Raw genomic sequence first — 13,571 nt, 5'->3', positions numbered from 1 at the left:
TTAGTACTTAGTAGTAATATAAGATTTAAACAATTAAAATAGTAATAGATAAAGAGAGGATATAAATTTTCAGTATCCTCTTTTACTTAATTAATTTTTAATTATATTAGTATTAAAAAATTTTTAAGTTGTAGTTTTAATAAATTGAGAAGGGGTTATTCCTTCATATTTTTTAAATGCTCTACTAAAATAAAATACATCATTAAAACCAACTTTTCTTGCCGTTTCTGAAACTGTAAGTCCATCTTTTAAAAAATGTTTTGCTTTATTAATTCTTATATGAATTAAATAATCAATAACTGATTTACCAGTTATGCTTTTAAAGATATTTCCAAGATATGAAGGACTAATCTGTAAATAGTCAGCGAGGCTTTTTAATGTTATAGGCTGGTTGTAATTTTGTATCATATAGTTAATTACTTTATCAACTTTCTTAAAATTTGAATAACTATAATGAGGCCTTTTTTCATATTGAAAAAGAAGTGATAATATTTCAGTAAAAACAGCTCTTTCTTTAATTGTGGTAGTACCTTTTATAGAAAGTTTTAAATTTGTAAGCTCATAAAATAAATCGAAAAGTTTTCTAAATAAATATTCATCTTCTAGTTTTTCAATTGTTTTAAAAGGTAAATCACAGTTAGTAAGTTTCCATTTTGAATTATTAAGTATAGGACATGTATACAAAAATTCAACAGCAAAGCATTTCATAGGATTTGAAGGGAATGTATAAGCTTCTCTTATATCTCCAGGTTTATAATATATTAAATCTCCTTTTGAGGCTTTAAACATATCTCCGTTTTTAAAAAATACAGCTTCACCATCATATAGAAGCATTAGATTGTGAAAATTAATAGTAGTTTTTACAAGTTTCCATGAAGGTGGACAATCCCTATTAACAGCATACGAAATAATAGGAAATATATTAACTAATAATTCTTTTGAATAGCTTTCCATAATATTTATCTCCATTATAATTATAATAAAAAATAAAAATTTAAAAATTAATATAGTTATATTGTACAAATATAATTATATATTATATGGATTAAAAGGTAAATAAAATTTATAATCGATTTCATAGAAGGCAAATTTTATTTATTATGAGAGGAGATAAAAGTATGTATAATGTAAACAGCACTTATGACTGCTGGTTAAATTATGATAATTGTAAAGAATTAAAGACAAAAGAAAGCTATAAAAAATATTGCAATATAATTTATTTTAAAGAAAGTGACGATGTAATAAATTCAGGAGTAAAAGAATTAAAACTAGCAATAAATAAAATTTTTAATATAAATCCACACATTACTAATGAACTTCCAAAGGAGCCTCATATTTTTTTAGGAATATTAAATAATAAGGAATTAAAAAAAGAAGGATTTAAAATAGAAAATTATGATGATAAAGTTTTATCAATAATAGGAAAAGATAATATAGGATTGCTTTATGGAGTGTTTAATTTAATTAAATCAATTGCTACTGGTAAAACTTTAGAAGAAGCATTAATAATAGATTCCCCTAAAAATGAATTAAGAATGATAAATCACTGGGATAATATAAGTGGAGATATAGAAAGAGGATATGCAGGACAATCATTTTTTTATAAAGATAATGAAATAATTAAAGATACATCTAGAATTAGAGATTATGCAAGGATGCTTGCTTCAGTAGCAATAAATGGAATTGTTATAAATAATGTTAATGTTCATAAACTTGAAACAAAATTTATAACTGAAGAGTATCTTCCACATATAGCAGCTTTTGCTGATGAATTTAGAAAATATGGAATAAAAACTTATTTAAGCATTAATTTTGCAGCGCCCATAGAGATTGGAGGGCTATCAACAGCGGATCCTCTTGACAATGAAGTTAAAGAATGGTGGGAAGATGTAGCAGCTAAAATTTATAGTTTTATTCCTGATTTTGGAGGTTTTCTTGTAAAAGCAGACTCAGAATTTAGACCAGGACCATTTACTTATGGAAGAAATCATGCTGAAGGAGCAAATATGCTTGCTGAAGTTTTGGAACCATTTGGTGGATTAGTAATTTGGAGATGTTTTGTATATAACTGTCTTCTTGATTGGAGAGATAGGACAAAAGATAGAGCAAAAGCAGCTTATGATAATTTTAAACCATTAGATGGACAATTTAAAGATAATGTAATTTTACAAATAAAAAATGGACCAATGGATTTCCAAATAAGAGAAGCTGTTTCACCATTATTTGGTGCGATGAAAAATACAAATATAATTCTTGAATTTCAAGCTACGCAGGAATATACAGGGCAACAAAAACATTTGTGCTATCTTTTACCTATGTGGAAAGAAGTAGTTGATTTTGATACTTATGCAAAAGGTAAAGGTTCTTATGTAAGAAAAGTTGTAGATGGAAGTTTATTTAATAGAAAACATGGAGGTATAGCTGCAGTATCTAATGTAGGGAATAGTAAATGTTGGGCAGGACATCCTCTTGCTCAAGCTAATTTATATGGGTTAGGAAGAATAGCATGGAACCCAGAGCTATCTTCTGAAGAAATAGCTAAAGAGTGGGTTAAGCTTACTTTTGGATGTAATAGCGAAATAGTTGAAAAAATAGTTTCAATGCTTATGGAATCAAGAGAAGTATATGAAAATTATACAAGTCCATTAGGAATAGGCTGGATGGTCTATCCACATCACCATTATGGTCCAAGTGTAGATGGTTATGAATATACATCTTGGGGAACTTACCATTATGCTGATTGGAGAGGGCTTGGTGTTGATAGAACAATTGCAACAGGTACAGGGTATACAGCACAATATAATGAACCTGTATCTTCTATGTATGAAAATATAGATACTTGTCCTGAAGAGTTATTATTGTTTTTTCATCATGTGTCGTATAATTATAAATTAAAGAGTGGGAAGACAGTAATTCAGCACATTTATGATACACATTTTGAAGGTGTAGAAAAAGTAGAAAAATTTATAGAAAAATGGTTATCTTTAAAAGGCAAGATAAGCGAAGAATATTTTAATATTGTTTTAGATAAATTTCAGATACAACTTAAAGATTCAAAAGAATGGAGGGATGTAATTAATACTTATTTTTACAGAAAAACGGGAATTAAAGATGCTAAATGCAGGGAAATATACGAATAATAAAAAAATTAAAACTACATAAAGTTTGATAGTATTATATAAAAGTATATTATTTTACGTAAAACTTTTTAAAATAGTTTTAAAAAAACCTTGAAAAAATTATTAGAAAATTGTACAATTAAATAATGAAAAGGTTTAGATATATTATATATAAGTAATTATCTGAAAGGAGATATACTATGAAAAATAAATCATTTCATATGCATCATAGTGCTTTTGGAGCATTTTCTAGTTTTATTATTGGAAAAATAGGTAAAGGAGGAGGTTTCGTTTTAAGTGATGTAAGACCACCACAAAGTAATATTCTTATAGGTTTTAAACAAGAAGGTAAAATTAAACTTCTTCCTTTCTGTACTATTAGTGATAATAGCGCAGAAGAAGAATTTACAGGAGAAGTTGCAGATACAAAAAAAGAAAAATCAATTGAACTTTTTTCTGAAAATGAAATAAATAGAGAAATTGGATGGGCATCAGATACTTGGAGTGCAGGTAATTTTAAATTCTCTTTAATTACTCCATTTGGTAATGTTAAAGAGCCATCAACAATGAGTGATGAAGAAAAAAAATTTGCTTTTGCTCCAGTTATTTTTGCAAAGTTAACTCTTGATAATACAAATAGTACTTCAGATGCTGAAATGATATTTGGGATTGAAGGGCTTAAGAGAAGATTATCTCAAACTACTGATAATAAATATCTTGGAGCAGCTTTTTCAACACAATACGGTTTTGGTATATCAAATAGTGAAGATGTAAGAGAGCTTTCAAGACTTGATATATTAACTTCTTGGGCTAATGATAATTATCAAAATCATGATTTAGGAAGAGCACCGTCTTTAATATTTAAAGTTCCTAAAGGAACCTCAAAAACATATACTATAGTTCTTGCAACTTATCAAAGCGGAATTATAACTACAGGTATCAAATCCAAATTTTATTATACAGAAGTGTTTAATTCTTTAGAAGAAGTTATAGAATTTGGACTAAAAAATGCTGATTATTATCTAAATTTAGCTGCTCAAAGAGATAAAGAACTTAGTGAAAGTAACTTAAATGAACATAGAAAATTCCTTATAGCTCATGCAACACATAGCTATCATGCAAATACTCAGCTTATGAAAAGAGAAGATGGCAATGCATTATGGATTGTTAACGAAGGAGAATATATAATGATGAATACCTTCGATTTAACAATAGATCATGTTTTTTGGGAAATGAAATTTCATCCTTGGACTATAGCAAATGTGTTAGATTTATTTGTAGAAAGATACAGCTATTACGATCAGGCAGGTTTGGCATTTACTCACGATATGGGAGTTGCTAATGGATTTTCACCAAAAGGATATTCTTCTTATGAACTCCCAAATCTTAATGGTTGTTTTAGTTATATGACTCATGAACAATTGTTAAATTGGACATTAACAGCTGGAGTATATGCATTAAAACTTAACGATAAAGAATGGGTAGCAAAAAATATAAATATTTTTGAGGAATGTTTTAAATCGCTTATATCAAGAGATAAAAATAATGATGGAATAATGGATGTTGATAGCTCAAGATGTGAAAGTGGTTCTGAAATTACAACTTATGATAGTCTTGATGTTAGTCTTGGACAAGCAAGAAATAATTTATACTTAGGAATGAAAAGCTGGGCAGCATATGTTTTGCTTAATACCATTTTAGAAAAAAATGGACATAAAGAATTAGCAGAAAAAGCTTTAAAAAGAGCAAATATAGCGGCAGACACAATAGTAAGTAAATTTGATGAAAAAGAAGGATATATTCCAGCTGTATTTGAAAAAGGGAATACTTCAAGAATAATTCCAGCCGTAGAAGCCCTTGTTTATCCTTATGTAGTTGGTAATGTAGACGCAGTAAGTGAAACTGGAACTTATGGGGAATTAATAAAAACCCTCAAAAAACATATTAAAACAATCTTAAGACCAGGAATTTGTATTGATGAAGTTTCTGGTGGATGGAAGCTATCTTCTACAAGTAAAAATACTTGGAATAGTAAAATATTTTTATCACAATACGTAATTAAAGAAATATTAAATATGAATTTTGGAGATGATGTTGAAAAAGAATGGGATAGAGTACACGAAAGCTGGCAGCAAGTAAGCTGCAGTGAAGAGGCAGCTACAGATCAGGTAAATAGTGATACTGGAACTGCAAGAGGCAGCAGGCTATATCCTAGACTTGTTACAAGTATACTTTGGATGAAATAATTTAACTAAACTTCCTAGGAGAAAAATTTTTGCCTAGGAAGTTTTCTGATAATAGGATAAAAAGTTTTACAGCTTAAATTTAAAAGTTATTAATTTTATGAAAAATATTTTAAACAAAGTATATTTTAATTCGATTTAATATTAGGAAAATAGGTGATAATTTATGAATTTAAATAAAGGCCTTAATTCAAAGCTTAAACTTCCTAAACTAATAAGTGATGGTATGGTATTACAAAGAGATATAAATATAAAAATATGGGGGGTAGCAGATGTAGGAGAAAGGGTAACAATAAATTTTATAGATAAATCTTACAGTACCATAGCTGATGAGGATGGAAAGTGGACAATTATTTTACCTAAATTAAAAGCAGGTGGACCTTATGATATGGAGATAAAGGCTTCTATAAGTATAAAAATAAAGAATATACTTATTGGTGATGTATGGATTTGTTCAGGACAATCCAACATGGTAATACCTATGGAAAGAGTAAAGCCTATTTATGAAGATGAAATATCTAATTGCAATAATACTTATATAAGGCAGTTTATTGTTCCAGATAAGTATGATTTTAAAAAAACAAATGAAGATTTAGAGTCAGGCACTTGGCAATGTGCAAATTCTGATAATATTCTTCAATTTACAGCAGTAGGATATTTCTTTGCTAAATCATTATTTGAAAAATATCATGTACCAATAGGCCTAATAAAAGCATGTGTAGGCGGTACCCCAATTACAGCTTGGATGAGTAAAGATGCATTAGAAAAATTTCCAGGAGATATTGAAAATATTGAAATACTTAAAGATGATGAATATATAAATAATGTAAAAAGAGATGAACAATATGCAATTAATAACTGGTTTAAAAGATTAAATGAAAATGATAAAGGATTGGGAAAGGATGGATTATCCTGGTTTGATTTAAATTATGATGATTCAGATTGGCCAACAATGAAACTTCCTGCATTATGGAAAGATGAAGGATTGAAACCTTTAAATGGAGTAGTATGGTTTAGAAAAGAGGTATATATTCCAAACTCAATGGCAGGTAAAAAAGCAAAACTTTTAATTGGGACAATTGTTGATAGTGATACAGCTTACATTAATGGTATATGTGTAGGTTCAACAGGATACCAGTATCCTCCAAGGAGATATGAAGTCCCAGAAAATGTACTTAAATCTGGTAAAAATGTTATTACTATAAGAGTTATTAGTAATTGCGGTAAAGGAGAGTTTGTAAAAGAAAAGCCTTATAAACTTATTATAGGAGATGAAGTAATCAATTTAGAAGGTGAATGGAAGTATAATATAGGATCGGTTAATGATGAACCATTACCACCTACAACTTTTTTTGAATATAAACCTTCAGGTTTATTTAATGGAATGATTTCACCTCTATTAAAATACCATATAAAAGGTGTTATATGGTATCAAGGCGAATCAAATACTGATAATCCTAAGGGCTACCATGAATTATTTTCTTCTATGGTATTAGATTGGAGAAAAAAGTTTAATCAAGGAGACTTTCCGTTTTTATATGTACAGCTTGCAAATTTTATGAAGGCTAAATTAGAACCTTCTGAAAGTAAATGGGCAGAACTTAGAGATGAGCAGCGCAAGAGTCTCGATGTTCCAAATGTTGAAATGGCTGTTACGATTGATATTGGAGAATGGAATGATTTACATCCTTTAAATAAAAAAGATGTAGGGAATAGACTTGCACTATTAGCTCAAAAACTTGCTTATGGTGATAATGATATTGTTTCTTCAGGTCCAATTTACAAATCTATGAAAATTGACGGAAATAAAATTATTATTAAATTTACAAACATAGGCAAAGGATTAGTTGCAAAGGATAGTAATGAGTTAAAAGATTTTGCTATTGCAGGTTTAGATAGAAAATTTGTTTGGGCAAAGGCTGTTATAGAAGATGATAAAGTTATAGTTTGGAGTGATAAAGTAAAAAATCCTATTATTGTTAGATATGCATGGGCAGATAATCCTAAAGATGCAAATTTGTATAATAAAGAAGGGCTGCCAGCATCGCCTTTTACAACTGAATAAGTAATATTTAAGTTTGATTATAAAAAAATAAAATTTGAGGTGAAGTATATGAATATTAAATTTGATTTATTTCCACAGGGTAAAACTAAAGCACTTACTATGAGTTATGATGATGGGCAAAAGTTTGACAGAAAGCTTGTTAGTATATTTAATAAATATGGAATAAAAGGTACTTTTCATTTAAATTCTGGTACTTTAGATAAAGAACCTTTTATAAATAGCAGTGAAGTAGCTGAACTTTATAAAGGTCATGAAGTTTCAGTTCATACAAAAACTCATCCATTTTTAAATTGTATTCCAGTTGAAGCAATTGTTGAAGAAGTAATTGAAGATAGAAAAGCACTGGAATCTTTAGTTGGATATCCAATAAAGGGAATGTCTTATCCTTTTGGTGTATATAATGAAAAAATCATAGAAATTATTTCATCTTTAGGAATTGAATATTCAAGAACAGTTGTTGCTCATCATGACTTTTGTATCCCAGATAATTTTCTAAAATGGCATTCAACTTGTCATCATGATGATAATTTAATGGAATTAGGAGAGAAATTTTTAAATTATAAATATGACGGAAAATTAAAATTAATGTATGTTTGGGGACATAGTTTTGAATTTGATAGAAATAATAATTGGGATTTAATTGAAAACTTTTGCAGATTAATATCTAATAATTCTGATATTTGGTATGCAACAAATATTGAAATAATGAGATATATTAAAGCATTAAGGTCCCTTGAATTTTCAGCCAATGGAGATATTATCTACAATCCATCAGCAATAACTGTTTGGATAAATGTAAATGGTAAGGCTCTTGAGATTAAGAGCGGACAAACTATAAAACTATAAAAAGGGGGGTAAATTAGTATGAATAATGATAAAATTTTATCTTTATGTGAAACATACAAAGACTATTTTAAAATTGGTGCAGCTGTAAGAGTTGAAGACTTGGAAGGAATTCATGGGGAACTTCTTAAAAAACATTTTAATAGTGTAACTTTAGAAAATGCTATGAAATTCGGTGAAATTCAGCCCGTTGAAGGAAGGTTTGAATTTGATAAGCCTGATAAGATAAAAGAATTTGCAATAAATAACAATATAAAAATGAGAGGACATACCTTTGTGTGGCATAATCAAACACCTTCATGGTTGTTTGTTGATAAAAATGGGAATCAAGTATCAAGGGAGCTTTTACTTAATAGGTTAAAGCAGCATATTAAAACCTTGGTAAATAGATATGGAGATATTATATATGCTTGGGATGTTGTAAACGAAGCTATTGAGGATAAAACTGGAGAACAATATAGAGATACACCCTGGAGGAGAATACTTGGTGAAAATTATATTAAAATAGCATTTGAAGTTGCAAAGGAAGAAATTAATAATGCTGAGCTGTATTATAATGATTACAATAATGAGATTCCAAATAAGCTTGATAAATCTTACAGGATGCTAAAGGAATTGATTGAAAAAGGGACACCTATTGATGGTGTAGGAATACAGGCTCACTGGAACATAACAGATAAAAAACTTATAGATAATTTAAAAAATGCAATTGAGAAATATGCTTCACTTGGTCTTAAAATTCAAATAACAGAATTAGATGTATCCATGTTTAACTTTGAAAACAGTAGAACAGATCTTTTAGAACCAACTTCTGAAATGCTTTATCTTCAGGAAGAAATGTATGATAACATATTTAGAACCTTTAGAGAATATAAGGAAGTTATAAACTCAGTAACTTTCTGGGGAATAAGCGATATGTATACCTGGAAAGATAATTTTCCGGTACCAGGAAGAAAAGACTGGCCTATGCTATTTGATGTAAAAGGAAAACCTAAGAGAGCTTTTGATAGAGTAGTAAACTTTAAATAATTTATTTTTATTGTAATGTATAATAAGTTATGCTACATAAAGAAAGGAGTAAAATAATGTATAGCAATTCAGGAGCATTTTATACAAAAGAGTATCGCAATGTTTTTAAAGAATTAGGATATTCACAAAAAGAAATTGATAAAAAGGTAGAGGATACATTTAATGAAATGTTTTATGGAGATGAACATACAAGAATATATCATCCAGTAGGTGAAGACATGGGATACATAGTTGATACAGGGAATATAGATGTTAGAACTGAAGGTATGTCCTATGGAATGATGATGTGCGTACAAATGAATAAAAAAGAAGAATTTGACCGAATTTGGAGATGGGTAAAAAAATATATGTATCACAAAAGTGGAGAATATGCTGGATATTTTGCTTGGTCTTGTAAGTTAGATGGAACGAGAAATGCTAATGGCCCTGCTCCAGATGGAGAAGAATACTTTGCAATGGCGCTTTTCTTTGCTTCTCACAGATGGGGAGATGGACCGGAGCCGTTAAATTATAGCATTCAAGCAAAGGAAATACTTAAGGCCTGTGTTCATAAAGGAGAAGATAGTATAGGAAATCCAATGTGGGAGATATCAAACAAACTTATTAAGTTCACTCCAGAATCTCATTTTAGCGATCCATCTTATCATTTACCACATTTTTATGAGCTATTTTCATTATGGGCCTATGAAGAAGACAGACAATTTTGGGTTGAAGCTGCAGCAGCTAGTAGGGAATATTTAAAGAAGACTTGTAATCCTGTAACAGGACTGGCAGCAGAATATGCTAATTATGATGGAACTCCAGAAACCACAAAAGGACATCAATATTTTTATAGCGATGCCTATCGCGTAGCTGCAAATATTGGCCTTGATTATGAATGGTTTAAAAAGGATGATTGGGAAAGAGAAGAAGCAAATAAAATTCAAAGCTTCTTTGCAGATATAGAAGATATAAATGACTACAGAATTTATAATTTGGATGGAACTGAATTTGAAGAAAAAGCTTTGCATCCAGTTGGACTTCTAGCAACAAATGCTATGGCATCTCTTGCTGCTGATGGACCTAATGCAGAAAAATTTGTAAGAAAATTTTGGAATACTCCTCTTAGAACTGGAGTAAGACGTTATTATGACAATTGCTTATATTTTTTTAGTTTAATAGCTTTAAGTGGAAAATATAGGATATGGTAAGAAGTTAAAAAACAAAAAAACTCAAATAAATAATTAAAAAAATTACTATTATCATTGTCTATAGGGAGCTGAATATATGAAAAATATTATTACGAAATTTAAAAAACTAATTGGCAGTATAAATAATATAAGTTTAAAAAGAAAACTTATATTTCTGTATATTTTTTGTGTATTCATACCTATAGTATCAATTAATACAATATTTTATTTTGTTATTTCACATAATGTTTCTAAACAGGTATTAACGCTGTTAGACGAGTCAATGGAACGAATTAAGATTGGATTTACAACAAATATTGAACAATGTATGCAAGTAATCCGTACGATAAACTTAGATAGTAAATTGGAGAATGCTCTTGACAGTAAATATAGAGATATAGAAGATTACTATGATGTTTATTTAAATTATACAAAAGAAGCTGTTGATAAATTTTTACCTATTTACAGCCAAATACAAAAGATAAGTATTTATACTGAAAATAATACTATAATAAATGGCGGTAATTATTATTTTCTTAATTCAGATATTATTAATTCTGATTGGTATAAAAAACTTCAAAGTAGTAGACAAAATACTGTAATATACCCATATATTGAAAGCGATAAAAATAATCTTTTAGCTTATGGACGATATTTAAGTGTTATAAGAAGATTATATGATTATAAGTCTATTAATTATACAAATAAAATAATAAAAATAGATATAAGATTAAATTCATTTTTAGATGTTGTAAATAAAGAAAACACTAAAGGAATAATTTATCTTATAGATGATAGCAATAGAATAATGTTTTCAAATAATCAGGATATATATAATAATTATAATGAGTTTAAAGTATTTACAGATAATTATTATACTTCAAAAGATATAGTTATTTCAAAAAATTTTGCTATAAATAGCTATATGAGCGGATGGAAGTTAATAGGAGTATTTCCTAAAAATGATATTAAAAAAGCAATGGGTAGTAATAAAAGTATAGTTATAGCAGTAGCACTATTTAGTATTATTATATCTACTTTAATAATTTTGGTAATATCATCTTCTATAAAAAATAGACTTGAAATTGTTTCAAAGCATTTAAAAGATATATCTGATAAAAAGTTTAATGTTATAGATATTGATGCTGGAGAAGATGAAATAGGAACATTAATTAAAGAATTTAATAATAGTACAATAAAAATAAAAAATCTTATTGAAGTAGTATACGAGGCTGAAATTCAAAAAACAAAAGCTGAACTTATGGCACTTCAAAGTCAAGTTAATCCTCATTTTTTGTATAATACATTAAATACTGTAAGGCTTAGAAGTGTTTTAAAGGGTGAATTAGAAACTGCAGAAATAATAAAATATATGTCAAAGTTATTTAGAAGATTTTTAAGTTTTAAAGAAGATTTAATTACAATTAGAGAAGAAATTGAGCTTACAAAAGATTTTCTTGAAATACAAAAATATAGATATGGCGATAAGCTTAATTATGTTATTAATGTTGATGAAAATGCATTATGTTATAAGATACCTAAAATGTGTATTCAGACATTAGTGGAAAATTCAAGTGTTCATGGAATAGAAATGATTGATGGCATTGGGGTAATAAATATAAATATTAAATTTAATGAAGACGAATTGTTTTGTAAAATTATTGATAATGGAATAGGTATAGAAAAAGAAAAATTACAGCAAATCCAAGAAGCTTTAAAAAAAGGAAAATTAATAAATGGGAGTTATGGTATTGTAAATATATATAAAAGATTAAAGCTTTATTTTGGAGAAGAAGTTAAATTTACAATCAATAGTAAATTAAATAAAGGCACAGAAGTAGAACTTCGAATACCAATATATAAACTTGAAAAGTATGTATGATATTTAATACAAAAAATTTACAATAACTAATGCTATATAATATATGGGGTGATTATATATGTTTAAAGTTTTATTGGTTGATGATGAACCATTTGTTACAAAGGCATTAAAGATGCTAATTAATTGGGAAAATTTTGGATATAATATTTGCGGCGAAGCTAGTAATGGTGAAAAGGCTATAAAACTTATAGAAGAAGAAAAACCAGATATTGTTATTACTGATATAAGAATGCCTAAAATAGATGGATTGCAACTTATTAAATATTCAATAGAAAAACTTAACATAAATACTAAATTTATAATTTTAAGTGGATATGAAGATTTTAAATATGCTCAACAAGCAATAAGATATGGAGTTAAAGATTATTTGCTTAAACCTATTGATGAAGATGAACTGGTAAAACGATTAAGAAAGCTATTATTAGAATTAAATGTAGCTGATAAACATATAAATGAGAAATTTTATGAAGATGTTAAAGACTGTAATTTTACCTATTCATTTGAAAATGTTTTGGGGGTTAATTCTTTAGTAGATGCTATAGAAAAAAATAATGAAATAGATATTAAAAATCTAGTAAATGATATATTTGATAATTTTCATGAAAAATTATCAGCTATTGAAGTAATAGAGGTATATATAAATAATTTAATTGTAGAAATAATGAAAATTATAAAAGATGTTAACGGAGATGTAGATGAATTTGTATTAAAACACTGTCAATTTGTAGGTTTACTTAAAAATTTATGTTTTAAAGAAGTTAAGCAAAAAACTTTAGAATTATGTTTAGAAAGTTCAGCCTATATAAAGTTACTAAAAAGTAATAATTCAAGAGGAGTTATAAATGAAGTTGAAAAATTTATAAAAAAACATTACATGGAAGATATAAATCTTAAATTATTATCAGAAAAATTTTATATAAATCCAGTGTATTTAGGGCAGCAATTTAAAAAGTATTTTGGAAAGCATTTTAATGATTATTTAAATGAAATACGTATAGAAGAAGCTAAAAAAATTTTAGCTAGAACGAATAAAAAGATATACGAAGTAGCGGAATGTGTAGGATATAAAAATACTGATTATTTTGTCGGCAGATTTCAAAAAAATGTTAATATGTCCCCTTCAGAATATAGAAAGAGTTTGCAGAAGTTAAAATAATAATATAATGTATAACATTTAAGTATTTTTAATGATGCTTTAAAAACACCTTAAATTATATAAGT

General features: G+C 27.7%; 9 protein-coding genes. 8 read left to right on the top strand and 1 reads right to left on the bottom strand.

Annotation, left to right across the window (positions count from 1 at the left end):
• Positions 1–123: 123 nt before the first annotated feature.
• Positions 124–954 carry an AraC family transcriptional regulator gene (locus tag B5D11_RS01820; RefSeq protein ID WP_078681336.1) on the bottom strand — a complete coding sequence of 277 codons (831 nt, stop codon included), beginning with the start codon at positions 952–954 and terminating at the stop codon, positions 124–126.
• A 164-nt stretch (positions 955–1,118) separates the two neighbouring features.
• Between B5D11_RS01820 and B5D11_RS01815 the strand changes: the two genes are divergently transcribed.
• From B5D11_RS01815 to B5D11_RS01780, 8 genes are all read left to right on the top strand, one after another.
• The gene (locus tag B5D11_RS01815) at positions 1,119–3,140 is read left to right on the top strand and encodes an alpha-glucuronidase family glycosyl hydrolase (protein ID WP_180376932.1); all 2,022 of its coding nucleotides are present in this window, start codon (positions 1,119–1,121) and stop codon (positions 3,138–3,140) included.
• A gap of 179 nt (positions 3,141–3,319) precedes the next feature.
• Positions 3,320–5,365, top strand: coding sequence for a glycoside hydrolase family 52 protein (locus B5D11_RS01810; protein ID WP_078681334.1), 2,046 nt, complete (start codon positions 3,320–3,322; stop codon positions 5,363–5,365).
• A gap of 163 nt (positions 5,366–5,528) precedes the next feature.
• Positions 5,529–7,427: a sialate O-acetylesterase gene (locus B5D11_RS01805; protein ID WP_078681333.1), complete on the top strand. Its 1,899-nt coding sequence runs from the start codon at positions 5,529–5,531 to the stop codon at positions 7,425–7,427.
• A gap of 48 nt (positions 7,428–7,475) precedes the next feature.
• Positions 7,476–8,273 carry a polysaccharide deacetylase family protein gene (locus B5D11_RS01800; RefSeq protein ID WP_078681332.1) on the top strand — a complete coding sequence of 266 codons (798 nt, stop codon included), beginning with the start codon at positions 7,476–7,478 and terminating at the stop codon, positions 8,271–8,273.
• Positions 8,274–8,291: 18 nt separating this feature from the next.
• Positions 8,292–9,299, top strand: a complete 1,008-nt coding sequence (locus B5D11_RS01795; protein ID WP_078681331.1) for an endo-1,4-beta-xylanase — start codon at positions 8,292–8,294, stop codon at positions 9,297–9,299.
• 56 nt (positions 9,300–9,355) lie between these two features.
• Entirely contained in the window at positions 9,356–10,489 is a 1,134-nt protein-coding gene (locus B5D11_RS01790; RefSeq protein WP_078681330.1) for a glycosyl hydrolase family 8, read from the top strand.
• A 76-nt stretch (positions 10,490–10,565) separates the two neighbouring features.
• Complete coding sequence (locus B5D11_RS01785; protein ID WP_078681329.1) at positions 10,566–12,350, top strand: sensor histidine kinase; 1,785 nt, start codon at positions 10,566–10,568, stop codon at positions 12,348–12,350.
• 58 nt (positions 12,351–12,408) lie between these two features.
• Positions 12,409–13,506, top strand: coding sequence for a response regulator transcription factor (locus tag B5D11_RS01780; RefSeq protein WP_078681328.1), 1,098 nt, complete (start codon positions 12,409–12,411; stop codon positions 13,504–13,506).
• The last annotated feature ends 65 nt before the right edge of the window (positions 13,507–13,571 follow it).

The sequence above is a fragment of the Clostridium sp. USBA 49 genome (genome assembly GCF_900167505.1).
Lineage (GTDB): Bacteria > Bacillota > Clostridia > Clostridiales > Clostridiaceae > Clostridium_AT > Clostridium_AT prolinivorans.
This window is presented reverse-complemented; position numbering and strand designations above follow the sequence as displayed.